We start from the raw sequence: 17,045 nt of genomic DNA on the forward strand, positions 1-17,045 counted from the left end.
GCCGGTTCGAAGGGGTCCACAGGTGCGATTAATTCGCATGCAAACTGTCCGAGCGGGGACCTAGCCTGAACGGGCCATGAAACAGCTTCCGCTCGCCGATCCCGGCGTCCCGAACCATCGCTCGCCGGCCCGCTACCTGTGGTGGGTCGCCCGCGGTCAGTCCCGCACGCTCGCCGGCGGGATGAGCTTCGGCATCCTCTGGATGGCCGCGCAGGCATTCATCCCGGCGATCCTCGGCCGGGCCATCGACGAAGGCATCGCGGCGCGGGACGGCGAGCGGCTGCTGCGCTGGACGGCGCTGCTGTTCGCGGTCGGCGTCGTGCAGGCGACGGCCGGCATCATGCGGCACCGGTTCGCGGTCACCAACTGGCTGACCGCGGCGTACCGGACGGTGCAGGCGGTGACCCGGAAGTCGGCCGACCTCGGTGCCACGCTGCCGAAGCAGCTGGCCACCGGCGAGGTGGTCAGCATCGGCGCCGGCGACCTGTCGTACATCGGGAACCTGATGGAGATCTCGGCCCGGTTCGCTGGCGCGATCGTGGCGTTCTTCGTGGTCGCGGTGATCCTGCTGTCCTCGTCGACCGTGCTCGGGCTGGTGGTGCTGATCGGCGTACCGGTGATGCTGTTCGCCCTCGGCCCGATGCTGCGGCCGCTGCACAAGCGGCAGTCCGCGCAGCGCGAGGCGGTCGGCGAGCTGAACTCGCTGGGTTCCGACATCGTCGCCGGGCTGCGGGTGCTGCGCGGCATCGGCGGAGAGGAGTCGTTCTCCAAGCGCTACCGGAGCGAGTCCCAGCAGGTCCGCAAGGCCGGCGTCCGGGTGGCCGGGATCCAGTCGGTGCTCGACGCGGCGCAGGTGCTGCTGCCGGGCATCTTCGTCGTACTGGTCGTCGGTCTCGGTGCGCACTTCGCGCTGCGCGGTCAGCTGAGCGCGGGGTCGCTGGTGGCGTTCTACGGGTACGCCACGTTCCTGGTGCTGCCGCTGCGGACGGCGACCGAGTTCGCGAACCAGCTGATGCGGGGCCTCGTGGCCGCGGGCCGCGTGATCCGGGTGCTGAAGCTGGAGCCGGACATCGTCGAGCCTGACACGCCGGTGCGGCTGCCGGACCACGGCGACCTGGTCGACCCGGTCTCCGGCGTCCGCGCCCGCGACGGGCTGCTGACCGCGATCGTGTCCGCCGAGCCGGACAGCTACGGCGCGCTCGCCGACCGCCTCGGGCGGTACGACGACACCAACGAGGTGCGGTACGGCGGGGTCACGCTGGCCAGCGCTGCCCGCGCGGACATCCGCGAGCGGATCCTGGTGAGCGACACCGGTTCCCAGCTGTTCACCGGTGTCCTGCGGGCCGAGCTGGACCCGACCGGCCGGCGTACCGACGACGAGCTGCTGGCCGCGATGCGTACGGCGTCCGCCGAGGACGTGCTGGTGGCGCTGCCGGACGGGCTCGACTCCGAGGTGGAGGAGAAGGGCCGCTCGTTCTCCGGCGGTCAGCGTCAGCGGCTCGTGCTGGTGCGGGCGCTGCTCGCCGATCCGTCCGTGCTGGTCCTGGTCGAGCCGACGTCGGCGGTCGACGCGCACACCGAGGCGCGGATCGCGGACAGGCTGCACGAGTACCGGGCCGGCCGGAGCACCGTCGTACTGACCGCGAGCCCGCTGCTGCTGGACCGCGTCGACGAGGTGATCTTCGTCGCCGCGGGCCGCGTCGTTGCCGTCGGCAAGCACCGTGAGCTGCTCGCCTCCAGCCCGCAGTACCGCCGGACCGTCACCCGGCAGACCGAACCCGAGACAGCAGAGGAGGCCCTGCGATGAGGCAGATCCTGCCCGTGGCCGGGCCGGCCGAGATCCGGCGGCACGCGCGGCGGCTGGCGCGCCGGCATCCGCGCACCCTGCTGGCCGCGTTGCTGCTGCACGCGTTGGCGGCGGTGTCCGGGCTGGCGGCGCCGCGGCTGATCGGCAACCTGGTCCAGGACGTCCAGCACGGCACGACGGCGGCCAAGGTGAATCTGGTGATCGTCGTGATCGCCGGGTTCATCGTGGCGCAGTCACTGCTCACCCGCTGGGCGCGGTACAAGTCGTTCGCGCTCGGCGAGCAGGTGCTGGCCGAGCTGCGCGAGGAGTTCGTGGACAACGCGCTGGCGCTGCCGATCGGTACGGTCGAGCGGGCCGGCACCGGTGACCTGCTGTCGAGGACGTCGCGGGACGTCGACACGCTGTCGCGGACGGTGCGATTCGCCGTACCGGAGACGATCATCGCGTTCGTCACCGTGATCTTCACGGCGGTCGCGACGGTGCTCGTGGGTGTCTGGGTGCTGGTGCCGTTGGTCGCGATGGTGCCGTTGCTGTTGCTCAGTACCAAGTGGTACTTGCGCCGGGCGAAGGACGGGTACCTGCGCGAGAACGCGGCGTACGCGCAGATGACCAGCTCGCTCGCGGAGACGGTCGAGGGGGCACGGACGGTCGAGGCGCTGCGGCGGTACGACGACCGGGTGCGGCGCGGGGACGAGGACATTCGCGGGTCGTACAACGCCGAGCGGTACACGTTGTTCCTGCGGACCGTGTACTTCCCGGCGGCCGAGCTGGGGTATCTGGTGCCGGTGGTCGGGACGCTGCTGTTCGGCGGATGGCTGCATCTCAACGGGCATGCCTCGCTGGGAGCCGTGACGGCCGCGGTGTTGTACGTGAACCAGTTGATCGACCCGGTCGACCGGTTGCTGTCGTGGCTGGACGAGTTGCAGTCGGGTGGTGCGGCATTCGCGCGGCTGCTGGGGATCAGCGACGTACCGGATGATCGGACGCCGTCGGGTGAGCAGCCGGACGGCGAGCTGGTCGAGGCGCGGGACGTGCGGTTCTCGTACGTCGACGGGCGGGACGTGTTGCACGGGGTGGATCTCACGATCCAGCCGGGCGAGCGGATCGCAATGGTCGGGCCGTCCGGGGCGGGCAAGTCGACGTTGGGGCGGCTGGTCGCGGGGATCCATCCGCCGCGGACCGGGTCGGTGACGGTCGGCGGGGTCGGGATGACGGACCTGCCGCTGGACGAGCTGCGCAAGCAGGTCGCGCTGGTCACGCAGGAGCACCATGTGTTCGTGGGGACGCTGCGCGACAACCTGTCGATGGCACGTCCGTCGTCCACTGACGCTGAGCTGTTGGATGCGCTGGGTGCGGTGGACGCGCGGGAGTGGGCTGAGACGCTGCCCGCTGGGTTGGATACCCGGGTGGGCTCTGGTCAGCTGACACTCACGCCGGCGCAGGCGCAGCAGTTGGCGCTGGCGAGGCTGGTCCTCGCGGACCCGCACACACTGGTCCTCGACGAGGCGACTTCACTGATCGACCCACGAGCAGCACGCCACATGGAACGCTCGCTGGCCGCGGTGCTCGAGGGCCGGACGGTGATCGCGATCGCCCACCGCCTGTACACAGCCCACGACGCCGACCGAGTAGCCGTAGTAGAAGACGGCCGAATCACCGAACTAGGCAGCCACGACGACCTGGTAGCCCACCAAGGCTCCTACGCCGCCCTCTGGAACTCCTGGCACGGCTAAACCTTCCAACCCCGCCCCGAACGAGGGGCGGGGTTCTAGCGTTTGCGTAGTAGTAGGACTGCTGAGTCGACGTGGGGTGGTGGGGTGAAAGCCTTGCGTGGAAGGCGCAAGCCGATCGACGGGTCGTAGTAACGGAACCACCTGTTGGCCCCGGGCGCATCCCCGCGCACCCACCGATTCGCCACCTGCCGCTGCAACACCAGATCGGCCGACACCAGGCGAGACCCCTGCGCCAGCAAGCGTTTCAGCAGCACCGTGGAGATGTTGTACGGCGGGCTCGACACCACCCGGAACGGCCGGGACGGCAACCGAAGATCGCCGGCGTCCGCGCGGACCACCGTCACCGGTGCGTCCGCGAACCGCCGGCGCAACCGGTCGGCGCGACCTGGATGGAGTTCGACCGCGACCACACGGGCGCCGGCCCGGACCAGCGGCGCGGTCAGCGCGCCGAGGCCGGACCCGACGTCGAGGACGAGTTCGCCGGGAACGATCCCGGCCGCGTCCACAACCCGCTGGGCCCAACGACTATCGAGCGGATGCCATCCCCAGGCACCCCGCGCCTGCCCGGAGGCGGGCACGACGGACCATCACGAAGTACGTAATCATGCCGCCGACCCTAAACGCCGCATCCCCACGACTCAAAGCATTTTCGGCGCCGCCCCCAACGCCGTCACGGTCTCCGTCGTACGCCGTTCCGCCACCTCGAGCCGCTTCCGCCGACCGGTGTCCCGAGCAAGCTCCCGCCGTACGTCGAGAACCCGGACCGGCAGGTCGTCCGTCATCAGCAGCGGCGCGTACTCCGCGACCGTCCGCCACCCGCTCCCACCCCGCGTGAACGTGAACCGTGTCAGCAGCCCCTCCGCCTTCCGGCTCTCCGGCTCCCGGTGCGCGGCGACCAGGTTCCCGTGCCCGTACGCGATCCACTTCCCGTCGATCTCCTGCATCGGCTGGACGACGTGCGCATGATGCCCGATCACCAGATCGATGTTGCTGTCGGCAAGCAGTTGCGGACCGACTTCGCGCTGCAGATCGTCCAGCTTGCTCGAGTACTCCGTCCCCCAGTGGCAGCTGACGATCACCAGTTCCGCGCCCCGGTCACGGGCTTCCTGGGCGCGCAACCGGATCGACTTCACGCTGATCTTGGCGGCCCGCCACGTCTCCCCGTTCGGATACGGCAGCCCGTTGAACCCGAACGTGAAGCTCAGCGACGCGACCTTCACCCCGTGGACGTCGACGATCGTGATCTGCTCGGCCTCGGACCGCGTCCGCGCCGTACCCGCGTGCTTGAGGCCTGCCTTGTCGAGCGTGTCGAGCGTGCGGTCGACACCCGCGGCGCCGCCGTCGAAGCTGTGGTTGCTGGCGGTGGTGCACAGGTCGTACCCGGTCTGTTTGAGCGCGGTCGCGATCTGCGGCGGGCCCTGGAAGAGCGGATAGCCGTGGTACGGACCGCCGGGCTTCGCGAGCGGCGTCTCCAGGTGCGCGATGGCGAGATCCGCCTGCTGCACAACGGGTTTCACGCCGCTCATCAGCGGGGCGAAGTCCCACGCGCCGCCGGATCCGTCGCGTTTCGCGGTGGTCCAGAGGCGTTCGTGCAGCAGGACGTCGCCGGTCGCGACGACCGTGATGCGCTGCGGCTTCTCCGGCTGCTTCTGCGTACCCGGCGTCGGCGAAGAACCCGGCGTGTCGGCGTACGTGTCCGCCAGACAGCCGGTGGTCGCCAGCGCGGCGGCTCCGGCGAGCATTCCCCCGAGTACTGCGCGTCGTCGTACGACCATTCCTGCCCCCTTGCGTCGTCGGTGAAGACGCCGGATCCGGGCGGTTGGTTGGGACGGAGACCTGATCGTGTCCAAGGCGGTGTGGTAGTAAGTGGACCATGGTCGAGCTGAGGACGCCGGCGGAGATCGAGCAGATGCGCACGGCCGGTCGAGTGGTCGCGAACGCGTTGCAGAGCGTGAAGAAGTACGCCGCGGCCGGCGTCTCACTCCTCGAGCTCGACGAGGTCGCGCGGGACGTACTGCGGTCGGCCGGGGCGGTGTCGCTGTTCGACGGGTACCAGCCCGGGTTCGCGACGACACCGTTCAGCGGCGTGATCTGCGCGTCGGTGAACGACGCCGTACTGCATGGCCTGCCCAACGACCTGCGGCTGCAGGACGGCGACCTGCTGAACGTGGACTGCGGCGCGTCGGTCGACGGCTGGTGCGCGGACTCGGCGATCAGCTTCTGCGTCGGCACGCCGCGCGCCGCGGACCTGGAGCTGATCGCGACCACCGAGGAAGCACTCGCCGCCGGGATCGCGGCCGCGGTACCGGGCAACCGGATCGGCGACATCGGCGCCGCGATCGGCCGGGTCGGCAAACGCGCGGGTGTCGGCACCAACCTCGACTTCGGCGGCCACGGCATCGGCCGCCGGATGCACCAGGACCCGCACCTCCCGAACGACGGCCGCCCGGGCCGCGGCCTGAAACTGCAGGCCGGGCACGTCTTCGCGATCGAGCCGTGGTTCTGGTCCGGCCCCGGCTCCGGCTACCGGATCGACGCGGACGGCTGGACCCTTCGCTCCGCCGACCACACCCGCGGCGCCCACGCCGAACACACCGTCGCGATCACCCCCGAGGGCCCGCGCATCCTCACCCGTCCGTAAGCCTTCAGAACAAGGGGTCTTGGGGCGGGGACGGCCGGTGCATGCCGCGGATGGGTTCGGAGCGGTGTGACGAGCGGCCGCCGAATCCGTGCTTCCTCAGCAGGGGACGGACTTTGGCGTCGAAGGCGCGTTGGTAGCTCGGGGCTGCGTAGGCACCGTGGGCATACAGGGACTCGTACCGGCCGACCAGTGCGGGATGGTCGTACGCGAGCCACTTCATGAACCACTCCTTCACCCCGGGACGCAGATGCAGCACGAGTGGGGTGACACCTGTGGCGCCGGCGGTCGACAGGGACGCGAGGAGTTGGTCGAGTTGCTCGGTGGAGTCGGTCAGCCAGGGCAGGACAGGCGCGACCATCACGCCGCACGGCAGGCCGGCGTCGCGGATCGCGCGGATGAAGTCGAGGCGGCCGCGGACCGACGGCACGCCGGGCTCGAGGCGGCGGCGTAACACCTCGTCGCCCAGGGCGAGGGAGACCGCGACGCCGACCGGGACGTCGGCGGCGGCCTCGGTCAGCAGGGGCAGGTCGCGGCGGAGCAGGGTGCCCTTGGTGAGGATGGACAGCGGCGTGCCGGAGGATGCGAGCGCGTCGATGATGCCGGGCATCAGGCGATACCGGCCCTCGGCGCGCTGGTACGGGTCGGTGTTGGTGCCCAGGGCAACCGGTTCGCGGGACCAGGACGGACGGGCGAGCTCTCGGCGCAGGACATCGGCGACGTTGGTCTTCACCACGATCTGCCGGTCGAAGTCCTGCCCGGTGTCGAGCTCCAGGTACGCATGGGTCGGGCGGGCGAAGCAGTACCGGCAGGCGTGTGTGCACCCGCGGTACGGATTCACGGTCCAGTTGAACGGCAGCGCCGAACCGGGAACGGAGTTCAACGCCGAGCGTGCCAGCACCTCGTGGAACGTGATCCCCTGGAACTCCGGCGTCGTCACCGACCGCACCAGGCCCGCGATCGCCCCGAGCCCCGGCAACGTGCCCGGGGTCTCGGCGTCGATGCGTTGTCCAGCCCACCTCATGCGCTACAGTCGAACACATGTTCGACGTCGTCGTCAATTCGCGGCGCGCGCAGCCTCTTCGACTCGCTCGCGGTACGCCGCCCACCAGGCCGCGTCCCCCTCCGGCAGGTTGGAGTTGCCCGGGCTCATCCCGACCGCACCGTCGAGCTGCTCACGCAGGATGTCCGCGTGCCCGGCGTGCCGGTTCGTCTCCGCGATCACGTGGACGAGCATCCCGTGCAGCGTCGTCTCCGGCGTCCGCCACCATGGCACGCGCCCCGGCGCGTCCAGCGCCAGGGCGTCGATCGTGGCGTCGGCATGCGTCCACACCCGCCGGTACAGGCCGACGATGTCCTCGCGCGTCTCCTCCGGGGTCACCCACGAGTCGGCGTTCGGCTCCGCGTCGTCGTCCCACCAGGGCATCTCCTCGGGGAACGGCCGCTCGAACGTCTTCCCGAAGTACCAGGCCTCCACGCTCGACAGGTGCTTGATCAGCCCGAGCAGGTTGGTCCCGGTGGGCGTCAGCGGCCGGCGTACGTCGTACTCGCTGAGCCCGTCGAGCTTCCAGACCATGGCCTCGCGGGCCCTGCGGAGGTATCCGTGCATGAGATCTTTCACGCCCGCGATCATGCCATTCAGCGGAAGGCGTCGGCGTTGGCGCGGGCCCATTCGGCGTACGTCGTGGGTGGGCGGCCGGTCAGCTCCTGCACCGCGGGCTCGGGCTTCATCGGCCACTCGGCCATCATCCGGAAGCCGTCGAGCAGCCACTGGGCGGTTTCCAGGCCGATCGCCGGCGCCAGCGCGGCCAGGTACTCGTCCGGGGTCTGCTCCTCGAACCGGACCTCCCGGCCGATCGCCGCCGCAATGCAGGCGACCTGCTCCGGCGGCGTGATCCCTTCGGGCCCGCTCATCGTGACCTTGGCGCCGTCGAACGCCGACGACAGCAGCACCACCCGCGCCACCGCCGCGATGTCGGCGAGATCGATCGGCGTCTGCACGGCATTCCCGTACGGCGCCCGCACGACCCCCTCGGCCTTGATCGACGGCGCCCAGCCGAGCGTGTTGTTCATGAACTGCCCCGGCCGCAGGAAGGTCCACGTGAACCCGCCCGCCTCGATCGCCCGCTCGAGCCGGTAGTAGTGCCAGCTGTCCGGATCCCCCTGCGCCTCGTACTCCGCCGGCTCCCCCGACAGTACGACGACCCGCCGCACGCCGGCGTCCCGTGCACACCGGACGAAGTCGTCGACGTACGCCGGGAGCGGCGCGAGGTACACCGTGTCGACGCCCGCGAGCGCCGCGGGCAGCGTCGCCGGCTTCCCGAGGTACCCGCGCGCGACCTCCACGCTCTCCGGCAGCGCCGCACGCACCGGGTTCGACGTCAGCGCCCGCACCGGCGCGCCCACCGCGACCAACTCGTCGACCAGCAACCGCCCCACGCTCCCGGTCGCGCCCGTCACCAGGATCGTCATGTCCGTCTCCTCTCGAGCAATGAATTCCCGTATGGTATACGAGAATTCGACGGAGCGCCTATCGTAGGCCGCGTGAGTGAGCGGCGAAGTGGTGAGGGCCAGCCGGACCGGACGCTGGCGTTGCTGTGGCGGAACCACCGCCAACTGCCCTCGGATCTGCAGCGCAAGCGCGGCGCGGGGCGGCGGCCGTCGCTGACCGTCGACGACGTCGTCCACGCAGGCATCCGGCTCGCCGACGAGCAAGGCCTGGCGGCAGCGTCGATGGGCGGGCTGGCGAAGGAACTCGCCGTCGGCACGATGACGCTCTACACGTACGTGCCCTCCAAGGAGGAACTGCTCGACCTGATGGTCGACCAGGTGCTCGGCGAACGCCGCCTGCCCGGCCCGGGCGAACCGCGACCGGTCGACTGGCGCGAGCAGGTCGAGATCTACTCCGTCCAGACGCGGGAGATGTTCCAGCGGCACCTGTGGTTGTCGCAGGTCTCCACGATCCGCCCGCCGGTCGGCCCGGGCATGCTCGCGGGACGCGAGTACCTGCTGTCCGTACTGCTCGACCTGGGCCTCACCCCCACCGAGACGAACACGGCCGCGCTGGCGATCACGACGTACGTCGACTCGGCCGCCGGCCTGGAGGCGGAGAGCCTCCTCGTCGAGCGGACCACCGGCCAGACCAACAACGCCTGGTGGTCCGAACGCAACGACCTCTGGGAGACCTACTTCGACGTCGACCGGCATCCGGCGATGACGGCCATCTGGCACGCCGACGGCTACAGGTCCACTGCCCACGACGCCTATCGCTACGGCCTCGACCGCCTGCTCGACGGCATCCAGGCGATGAATCCTCGCTAGCCATCAAGCCCTTTCGGCCTAGGCCGAAAAAACCGTCGGGCCTTTCGCGCGATCACGAATGGACGGGCGGACGAGGCACCTGTCACGGAGGGTGGAACCAGTACCCCACCAGGGGGTGCCAGCAGATCAAGGGGAGATCATGCGAAACATCACCAAGCTCGTGGCCGGTGCCGGACTCGCAGCGGGGTCGGTACTGACCCTGACAGTGGGTGCTACCAGTGCACAGGCCGTCCAGCCGACCGACAGGTCGACGACGACGGTTGCCCAGGCCAATGACCTGGCTTCCCAGTCGGTCACCGTCACCGGCCGCAAGTACCAGGGCTGCCCGTACGGCGCGGTCTGCATCTACCCGCGCAACAAGGGCTGGAACCACGGCCACCCGTCGAACGTGTACTGGTCGTTCGGCAGCCACAAGCTGCACAACCAGTACGGCAAGCACTACGTCTTCAACAACCAGACGCCCGGCAGCGGCGTGTGGCTGTGCAAGGGATCGAACGGGACGAAGTGCTACGACTACATCGCGTCCTGGACGTACGGCAACAAGAACCTGACGCCGGTCAACTCGATCAAGCTGGTGCACTGACCAGCGGCCGGCGGGCCGGCGCCACAGACCACCTGGTCTGTGGCGTCGGCTTCTGCCGGCTCACCGGACCCCCGACAGCACGTCCGCGCCGACCTGATTCAGGGTGTGCCGCACCGAGCTGCCGACCCGGTGCGTGGTGACGAGACCGGTGTCGTGCAACACCCGGGCATGTTCGCTCGCCGACGCCGGTGAGATCCCCGCCCGTACGGCGAGTTCGCTCGTCGAGCACGCGCCGTCCGAGATGCTCCTGAGCACCCGCGCCCTGGTCCGCCCGAGCAGATCGGCGACGGCACGGTCCCGGTCCGATCGGCGTACGACGATCTCGGGCCGCGCGGGATCGTGCCGCACCGGGTAGACGAGCACCGGGGGCAACGCCGGGTCGAGCAACATCATCGGGTACTTCCAGCAGAAGAACGACGGCACCAGCCGGATCCCGCGGCCGTGCAGGTACAGGTCGCGGTTGACGTGCGGCATGTCGACCGACAGCACCGGCGCGGACCAGCTCAGCGACTGGTGCAACTGCGGGATGAGCGACTCGAACCCGTCGTTGGCGACCGTATCGTTGTGCTTGGCAACCGCCGGCTCGATCGCGGTCGAGATCATCGGCATCTGCGGCGCGATCTTCGTCCGGTGGAACGACCGCAACCCGTGCACGAGCCGGGTCATCACCGTCGAATCGCCGCTCGCGAGCCGCCGCGTCCAGGCCGGCAGCCGGACGGCGTCGGAGAGCCGGCCCAGCTCGGCTTTCAGCTGCGCGGGCGAGGTGGCGGCGACCGCCGCGAGCCCGGCGTCGAGTCCTTCTCCCGCCGCACGTGGCGTCAGGAAGTCCGGTGAGTACCCGACCGGTGGCGCCAGCGCGATGAGCTCCTGCTCGAGCGCACTCAGATGGCGCCTGGCCCGCTCCCGCCAGGGCCCGAAGGTCTCCGGCTCCTCGTCGAGCTGCAGGATGTGGAGGCCCAGCAGGACCTCCCACAACGGATCCGGTCGCTGCGCGATCGTCGTTCTCGCCAGATCCGCAGTTTCGAAATAGATGCGGAACACCACGATCCCCTTCCCCCGAGGAAGTCACCCGCCGTGGCCAATGGGCGACCCTCCGACGATAACAGTCGTCCGGCTCAACGTCAGAAGAGTTTCCGTGCGGTGCGGGGACAGGGGGCCGTCAGGATGCCGACCCGGAGGTCACTCCCACTCGATGGTGCCCGGCGGCTTGCTCGTGACGTCGAGCGTGACCCGGTTGATCTCGTCCACCTCGTTGGTGATCCGGGTCGAGATGCGTTCGATCACGTCGTACGGCAGCCGCGCCCAGTCGGCCGTCATCGCGTCCTCGCTGGACACGGGGCGCAGTACGACGGGGTGGCCGTACGTCCGCCCGTCGCCCTGGACGCCGACCGAGCGGACGTCGGCCAGCAGCACGACCGGGAACTGCCAGATGTCGCGGTCCAGGCCGGCCGCGGTCAGCTCGGTGCGGGCGATCAGGTCCGCGGCGCGCAGGATGTCCAGCCGCTCGCGGGTGACCTCGCCGATGATCCGGATCGCCAGCCCCGGCCCCGGGAACGGGTGCCGGTAGACCATCGTCTCCGGCAGGCCGAGGGCCAGGCCGAGCTCGCGGACCTCGTCCTTGAACAGCGTCCGCAGCGGCTCGATCAGGCTGAACTGCAGGTCGTCCGGCAGCCCGCCGACGTTGTGGTGGGACTTGATGTTCGCCGTACCCGCGCCGCCGCCGGACTCGACGACGTCCGGGTACAGCGTGCCCTGGACCAGGAACTCGATGTGCCGCTCGGCGTCCACCTTCCGCGCGGTCGCCTCGAACGTCCGGATGAACTCGCGGCCGATGATCTTCCGCTTCTGCTCCGGGTCCGTGACCCCGGCGAGCGCGCCCAGGAACTGGTCCTCGGCGTCGATCGCCTCCAGCCGGATCCCGACCGCGGCGGCGAAGTCCTTCTCGATCTGCTCGGACTCACCGGCCCGCTGCAGGCCGTGGTCGACGTACACACAGGTCAGCTGGTCGCCGATCGCCTTGTGTACCAGGGCGGCCGCGACCGCGGAGTCGACGCCGCCGGACAGCGCGCACAGCACCTGCTTGTCACCGACCTGCTCGCGGATCAGCGCGACCTGCTCCTCGACCACGTTCGTCGTCGTCCAGTCGCCCTTGCAGCCGGCGATCTCGTACAGGAAGTGCTCCAGCACGGTCTGCCCGGCCTGCGAGTGCAGCACCTCCGGGTGCCACTGCACGCCGGCGAGCCTGCGCTCCAGGTCCTCGAACGCCGCCACCGGCGCGCCCTCGGATCCCGCCAGTACGGCGAACCCGGCCGGCGGCGCGTGCACCGCGTCACCGTGCGACATCCACACGTTCAGGTCCTCCGGGATGCCCGCGAGCAGCGTACCCGCCGCGCTCACGGTGACCGGCGTACGGCCGAACTCCCGCAGCCCGGTCCGCCGGACCTCGCCGCCGAGCGTCTGCGCCATCGCCTGGAACCCGTAGCAGATGCCGAACGCCGGGACACCCGCCTCGAACAGCCCCGACTCGACCCGCGGCGCCCCCTCGGCGTACACCGACTGCGGCCCGCCGGACAGGATGATCGCCTTCGGCCCTTTCGCCAGCATCTCCTCGACCGGCATCGAGTGCGGCACGATCTCGGAGTACACCTTCGCCTCACGCACCCGCCGCGCGATCAGCTGCGCATACTGCGCCCCGAAGTCGACAACCAGAACCAGCTCATGCTGCGAAATATCTTGGGCCACCCACAAAGCGTATCGGTGCAGGTCAGGAAGGTTGTAATGCAGTCACCCGGAGGCGCTTCGGGGCGCGGAACGAGAGCAGGTTGATCATCGGTGGGTCCTCGGTCAGGCGCACAGTGGTCAACAGGTTCTGCGCACATTCCAACGCGACGCGGGTCTCCAGGCGGGCCAGGGCGGCGCCGAGGCAGCGGTGGAGGCCGAGGCCGAAGGCGAGGTCGGCGGGGCCGTCGGTGCCGGTCAGGGTGAGGAGGAGCGGGGCACCGGGCGGGAGTTGTCCGCCGCCGAGGGTGGTCGCGGTGGCGGTGATGCGGCGCCAGGTAGGGACCGAGGAGGCGTGCCGGAGGGTGTCCTCGACCGCTTCGGGCGGGTCGAGCGGCCGGGTGAGAGCACGGTGGAAGGCGGTGGAGATGAGCTGGGTGGTGGTCTCCTGGCCGGCGATCAGCAGGAAGTAGGCGGCCGCGCAGATCTCTTCGTCGGTGAGGCCGAGGTCGACGAGTACGCCGAACAGGTCGCCAGCGCGGGCCTCGCGCGCAGCCGTCGTACGGGCGCGGAGCCAGGCGTAGAACTCGGCCGCGGTGTGGGCGAGTTCCAGCTGGCGGTCCTCGTCGGGGGTACCCCAGAAGAGTTCGAGCGAGTCGAGGCTCCAGGCTTTCAGCGACGGTACGTCGACGTCCTCCAGGCCGAGGAGGTGGAGGACGACGAGAGCGGGAGGCTCGGCGGCGATCGCCTGGACGAGATCGACCTCTTCACCGGCGGCCAGGCGGGTCGAGGCGGCGGCTACGCGGGAGGCGTTGAGTTCGCGCGCGAGCGGTTCGACGGCGGCGACGCGCGCCGGGCTGAAGAAGCGGGCGACGGCGCCGCGGATCGGACGGTGGGACTCGCCGGCGTTGTTCGCCAGCGTCGGCGGGAGCGCGAACCCGACGGCCGACAGGACGCGGAGTGCTTTGACGGAGAGCGGCGTGTGCGCGAGTACGGCGTTGTCCGGCCGGAAGATCTCCGGAGCGAGCAGCACCTCACGCGCCGTCGCCGGGTCGTCGACCACCCAGTACCCGAGCCCCTCGTCGTACCGTGCCGGACACCCGGTCACTCGAACCAGCTCGGCGCCGTCGAGCGGAACTTGTCCCGGGGCCAGGCGCCCACACCGGACGGGATCCGGCCGATCAGCGGGACACCGGCGGTGGCCGGCAGGTCCTCCAGGTTGCAGCGTTCGGCGAGGTCCGGGTCGTCCGGCCAGGAGCCGATCACCAGACCCTCGACGGGCAGCTCGCGGGTCCGCAGCGCCTCGACGGTCAGGCCGGTGTGGTTGAGCGTGCCGAGCCCGGCGCGGGTCACCACCACGAACCGGAACGGGGACGTCAGGTGCTCCGCCAGATCCGCCAGGTTGTTGCCGTCGGCATCGAGTCCGACGAGCAGCCCGCCGGCGCCCTCGACCAGCACGGTGTCGTACGTGCGGGCGAGGTCGTCGATCGACGCGGCGTACTCCTCGACCGACGGCAGCACGATCCCCGCCCGCCGCGCGGCCGTCGTCGGAGCGAGCGGTTCCGGCAGCCGGACGCCCTCGTGCAGCGCGGTCACGCCGCTGAGCCGCCCGACCTCCGCGAGGTCGCCCGGCTCGTCGGGCGCGACACCGGTCTGGGCCGGCTTCACCACCGCGACCGAATCCCCGGCGCACACCGCGAGCGCGGCCGTGACGACCGTCTTGCCGATGTCGGTGTCGGTGCCGGTGACGAAGGTGATCATGAGAACTGTCCGATCGCGTCGGCGATCACGGCGCAGGCGCGATCGAGGTCCGTTGACGACAGTCCGGCGTGGGCGGTCAGCCGCACCCGGGAGATCCCGTCCGGGACCGACGGCGGCCGGAAGCTCCCGACCCGTACGCCGTTCTCCAGACACAACTCGGCCGCCCGCACGGCCTCCCGGGGCCCGGGCATCGGCACCGATACCACCGCGCCCCGCGACGGCGGCACCCCGCCGGCGGCGGCCAACCGTGCAGCGGCGGCGTGGACGGCGGCCGGACGATGCGGCTCCGCCTGCAACACCCGCAACGCGGCAAGCGCCGCCGCACCCGCGGCCGGGTTCAGCCCGGTGTCGTAGATGAACGGACGCGCCCGGTTGATCAGGTGATCGCGCAGCACCGAGGGCCCGAGTACGACGCCGCCCTGCGAGGCCAGCGACTTCGACAGCGTCATCGTGACCACGACGTGGTCGAGCCCGGCAAGGCCCGCCGCGTGCACACCTCCGCGCCCGCCGCCGCTGACCCCCAGCCCGTGTGCCTCGTCGACCAGCAGTACTGCGTCGTGGGCCAGCGCGAGCGCGGCGAGTTCGGTCAGCGGCGCCTCGTCGCTGAGCACGCTGAACACCGACTCGGTCAGCACCAGCGCATGCGGTTCGTTGCGCCCGGCAAGTACTTTCTCGACGGCCTCGGCGTCGTTGTGCGGCACGACCTCGACCCGCGAACGCGCGAGCCGGCAGGCATCCACCAGCGACGCGTGCACGTGCTCGTCCGACACCAGCAGCGTGCCCGGTCCGCCGAGCGCGGTGACGATACCGAGGTTGGCCAGGTACCCGGAGGAGAAGGCGAGCGCGGACTCCTGCCCGGCGTACGCCGCCAGCGCGGACTCGAGCTGCTCGTGCAGTTCCGTCGTACCGGTGACCAGGCGGGACGCGGTCGAGCCGGTCCCCCAGGTCTCGACCGCCGCGGCCGCCGCCGCGATCACGCGCGGGTCCCGGGTCAGGCCCAGGTAGTCGTTGCCCGCCAGGTCGATCAGATCCTCGCCCGCGGCTCGCGCGCGCAGCCGCCGGGTCAGACCGCGCGCCTCCAGCGCGGCGGCCTTCGGGGCAAGCCAGTCGTGGAGCATCAGCCGGCCTCCTCGACCGCACCGGTGATCGCCGCGGCGATGGTCGCGATCTCGTCGTCGGTGCAGACGTACGGCGGCATCGTGTAGACGAGGTCCCGGAACGGCCGCACCCACACGCCGCGCTTCAGCGCCGCCTCGGTCATCCGGGGCAGATCCACCGGACCGCCGAGTTGTACGACGCCCACAGCGCCGATCACACGCACGTCCTTCACTGCCGGCAGGTCCCACGCCCTACTCAGGCCCGACTCCAGACCGACCGAGATCCGCGCAACCCGGGTAGCCCAGTCCTGGGAGAACAGCAGATCGAGCGATGCGAGGGCGACCGCACACGCGAGTGGGTTCGCCATGAAGGTCGGCCCGTGCATCAGGGCGCCACCCGGTCCGTCGGACACCGTGCGCGCGACGTCCGGCGTACACAACATCGCCGCCAGCGTCAGATACCCACCCGTCAGCGCCTTGCCGACGCACAGGATGTCCGGGTCGACGCCCGCGTGCTCGGAGGCGAACAGCGTGCCGGTCCGCCCGAAGCCGGTCGCGATCTCGTCGAAGATCAGCAGGAAGCCGTGGCGGTCGGCGAGCTCCCGCAGTACGCGGAGACAGGCGGGGCTGTACGGGTACATGCCGCCGGCGCCCTGGAGGACCGGCTCGACGATGATCGCCGCGACCTCGTCGGAGTGCGCCGCCGCGAGCGCGGCCATCGCGTCGGCCCACGCCTGCAGCTCCGGGTCGTCGTCAGCCCGCTCGAAGCCGGCCGGAGGCTGGGGCCCGAAGACCTGGTTCTGGAGGGCGCCGGTGAACAGCGAGTGCATCCCGTTGACCGGGTCGCAGACGCTCATCGGCGCGAACGTGTCGCCGTGGTACCCGCCGCGCACCGTCAGCATCCGGGTCCGCCCGATGTTGCCGCGGGCAACCTGGTACTGCAGCGCGAGCTTGATCGCCACCTCGACCGAGACCGACCCCGAGTCGCAGAAGAACACGTGCCGCAGCGGATCCGGCGTGATCTCCACCAGCCGCTCCGCCAGCCGGATCGCCGGTTCGTGGGTCAGCCCACCGAACATCACATGGCTGAACTCGTCCACCTGCGCCTTCAACGCCGCGTCCAGCACCGGATTCCGGTACCCGTGGATCATGCACCACCAGGACGCCATCGCATCGATCGCCTCGACACTGCCGCCGGCCCCGTCGTCGAGGCGCAGCCGTACGCCGGAAGCACCCCGCACCAGCCGCACCGGCGACGGCGCGCTCAGCGACGAGTACGGATGCCAGAGCAACTCCGCATCCCGCTGCTCCCACTCACTGACCGACCGAGACACCGTCCGCCTTCCGTCCTGAGGCCCACCACGGTAATCGCTGGACGTCGCCGGCG

16 protein-coding genes are annotated in these 17,045 nt (G+C 70.6%); 5 read left to right on the forward strand and 11 right to left on the reverse strand.

Annotated elements, in window-relative coordinates:
* Positions 1-76: 76 nt before the first annotated feature.
* Positions 77-1,807 (forward strand): ABC transporter ATP-binding protein, encoded by a 1,731-nt coding sequence (locus tag AB0M51_RS34095; RefSeq protein ID WP_363752100.1) that lies wholly within the window; start codon positions 77-79, stop codon positions 1,805-1,807.
* Positions 1,804-3,540, forward strand: coding sequence for an ABC transporter ATP-binding protein (locus AB0M51_RS34100; RefSeq protein ID WP_363752103.1), 1,737 nt, complete (start codon positions 1,804-1,806; stop codon positions 3,538-3,540). The genes AB0M51_RS34095 and AB0M51_RS34100 overlap by 4 nt, the downstream gene beginning before the upstream one ends.
* 35 nt (positions 3,541-3,575) lie before the next feature.
* Here the strand turns inward: AB0M51_RS34100 and AB0M51_RS34105 are convergent, their stop codons facing one another.
* Both AB0M51_RS34105 and AB0M51_RS34110 read right to left on the reverse strand, forming a co-directional pair.
* Complete coding sequence (locus AB0M51_RS34105; RefSeq protein WP_363752106.1) at positions 3,576-4,118, reverse strand: rRNA adenine N(6)-methyltransferase family protein; 543 nt, start codon at positions 4,116-4,118, stop codon at positions 3,576-3,578.
* A gap of 60 nt (positions 4,119-4,178) precedes the next feature.
* A complete protein-coding gene (locus tag AB0M51_RS34110) occupies positions 4,179-5,315 on the reverse strand; it encodes a CapA family protein (RefSeq protein ID WP_363752109.1) in 1,137 nt (378 codons plus the stop codon).
* A gap of 98 nt (positions 5,316-5,413) precedes the next feature.
* On the opposite strand from AB0M51_RS34110, the gene map reads away from it, so the two are divergent.
* Positions 5,414-6,181 (forward strand): type I methionyl aminopeptidase, encoded by a 768-nt coding sequence (map, locus tag AB0M51_RS34115; protein ID WP_363752112.1) that lies wholly within the window; start codon positions 5,414-5,416, stop codon positions 6,179-6,181.
* A 4-nt stretch (positions 6,182-6,185) separates the two neighbouring features.
* On the opposite strand, the gene AB0M51_RS34120 is transcribed toward map, so the two are convergent.
* From AB0M51_RS34120 to AB0M51_RS34130, 3 genes are read right to left on the reverse strand one after another with little or no spacing between them, the layout of a single operon-like run.
* Entirely contained in the window at positions 6,186-7,202 is a 1,017-nt protein-coding gene (locus AB0M51_RS34120) for an Rv2578c family radical SAM protein (RefSeq protein ID WP_363752115.1), read from the reverse strand.
* Positions 7,203-7,235: 33 nt separating this feature from the next.
* Entirely contained in the window at positions 7,236-7,799 is a 564-nt protein-coding gene (locus AB0M51_RS34125) for a DinB family protein (RefSeq protein WP_363752118.1), read from the reverse strand.
* Positions 7,800-7,816: 17 nt separating this feature from the next.
* Positions 7,817-8,650: an NAD(P)H-binding protein gene (locus AB0M51_RS34130; RefSeq protein ID WP_344191874.1), complete on the reverse strand. Its 834-nt coding sequence runs from the start codon at positions 8,648-8,650 to the stop codon at positions 7,817-7,819.
* A 72-nt stretch (positions 8,651-8,722) separates the two neighbouring features.
* Between AB0M51_RS34130 and AB0M51_RS34135 the strand changes: the two genes are divergently transcribed.
* The gene (locus AB0M51_RS34135; protein WP_363752121.1) at positions 8,723-9,499 is read left to right on the forward strand and encodes a TetR/AcrR family transcriptional regulator; all 777 of its coding nucleotides are present in this window, start codon (positions 8,723-8,725) and stop codon (positions 9,497-9,499) included.
* A gap of 139 nt (positions 9,500-9,638) precedes the next feature.
* Complete coding sequence (locus tag AB0M51_RS34140) at positions 9,639-10,082, forward strand: hypothetical protein (RefSeq protein ID WP_344191870.1); 444 nt, start codon at positions 9,639-9,641, stop codon at positions 10,080-10,082.
* Positions 10,083-10,142: 60 nt separating this feature from the next.
* On the opposite strand, the gene AB0M51_RS34145 is transcribed toward AB0M51_RS34140, so the two are convergent.
* The 6 genes from AB0M51_RS34145 to AB0M51_RS34170 all read right to left on the reverse strand — a co-directional run bounded on the left by AB0M51_RS34145 (position 10,143) and on the right by AB0M51_RS34170 (position 16,992).
* Complete coding sequence (locus tag AB0M51_RS34145) at positions 10,143-11,123, reverse strand: winged helix-turn-helix domain-containing protein (RefSeq protein WP_344191868.1); 981 nt, start codon at positions 11,121-11,123, stop codon at positions 10,143-10,145.
* A 138-nt stretch (positions 11,124-11,261) separates the two neighbouring features.
* Positions 11,262-12,812, reverse strand: coding sequence for a glutamine-hydrolyzing GMP synthase (guaA, locus tag AB0M51_RS34150; RefSeq protein ID WP_344193512.1), 1,551 nt, complete (start codon positions 12,810-12,812; stop codon positions 11,262-11,264).
* Between the two features lie 34 nt (positions 12,813-12,846).
* Complete coding sequence (locus tag AB0M51_RS34155) at positions 12,847-13,908, reverse strand: hypothetical protein (RefSeq protein ID WP_344191866.1); 1,062 nt, start codon at positions 13,906-13,908, stop codon at positions 12,847-12,849.
* The gene (gene bioD, locus AB0M51_RS34160) at positions 13,905-14,561 is read right to left on the reverse strand and encodes a dethiobiotin synthase (RefSeq protein ID WP_344191864.1); all 657 of its coding nucleotides are present in this window, start codon (positions 14,559-14,561) and stop codon (positions 13,905-13,907) included. Before bioD ends, AB0M51_RS34155 begins: the two co-directional genes overlap by 4 nt.
* On the reverse strand, positions 14,558-15,679 hold the full coding sequence (locus tag AB0M51_RS34165) for an 8-amino-7-oxononanoate synthase (RefSeq protein ID WP_344191862.1): 1,122 nt from the start codon (positions 15,677-15,679) through the stop codon (positions 14,558-14,560). The genes bioD and AB0M51_RS34165 overlap by 4 nt, the downstream gene beginning before the upstream one ends.
* Complete coding sequence (locus AB0M51_RS34170) at positions 15,679-16,992, reverse strand: adenosylmethionine--8-amino-7-oxononanoate transaminase (RefSeq protein ID WP_344191860.1); 1,314 nt, start codon at positions 16,990-16,992, stop codon at positions 15,679-15,681. Before AB0M51_RS34170 ends, AB0M51_RS34165 begins: the two co-directional genes overlap by 1 nt.
* Positions 16,993-17,045 lie beyond the last annotated feature (53 nt).

The organism is Kribbella sp. NPDC051137, from assembly GCF_040682535.1.
Classification (GTDB): domain Bacteria; phylum Actinomycetota; class Actinomycetes; order Propionibacteriales; family Kribbellaceae; genus Kribbella; species Kribbella karoonensis.

Excerpts from the sequence above, each read along its gene's own strand:
- AB0M51_RS34095 (WP_363752100.1), top strand. The coding sequence starts at position 77 with ATGAAACAGCTTCCGCTCGCCGATCCCGGCGTCCCGAACCATCGCTCG.
- AB0M51_RS34120 (WP_363752115.1), bottom strand. The coding sequence starts at position 7,202 with ATGAGGTGGGCTGGACAACGCATCGACGCCGAGACCCCGGGCACGTTG.
- bioD (WP_344191864.1), bottom strand. The coding sequence starts at position 14,561 with ATGATCACCTTCGTCACCGGCACCGACACCGACATCGGCAAGACGGTC.
- map (WP_363752112.1), top strand. The coding sequence starts at position 5,414 with ATGGTCGAGCTGAGGACGCCGGCGGAGATCGAGCAGATGCGCACGGCC.
- AB0M51_RS34130 (WP_344191874.1), bottom strand. The coding sequence starts at position 8,650 with ATGACGATCCTGGTGACGGGCGCGACCGGGAGCGTGGGGCGGTTGCTG.
- AB0M51_RS34165 (WP_344191862.1), bottom strand. The coding sequence starts at position 15,679 with ATGCTCCACGACTGGCTTGCCCCGAAGGCCGCCGCGCTGGAGGCGCGC.
- AB0M51_RS34110 (WP_363752109.1), bottom strand. The coding sequence starts at position 5,315 with ATGGTCGTACGACGACGCGCAGTACTCGGGGGAATGCTCGCCGGAGCC.
- AB0M51_RS34100 (WP_363752103.1), top strand. The coding sequence starts at position 1,804 with ATGAGGCAGATCCTGCCCGTGGCCGGGCCGGCCGAGATCCGGCGGCAC.
- AB0M51_RS34140 (WP_344191870.1), top strand. The coding sequence starts at position 9,639 with ATGCGAAACATCACCAAGCTCGTGGCCGGTGCCGGACTCGCAGCGGGG.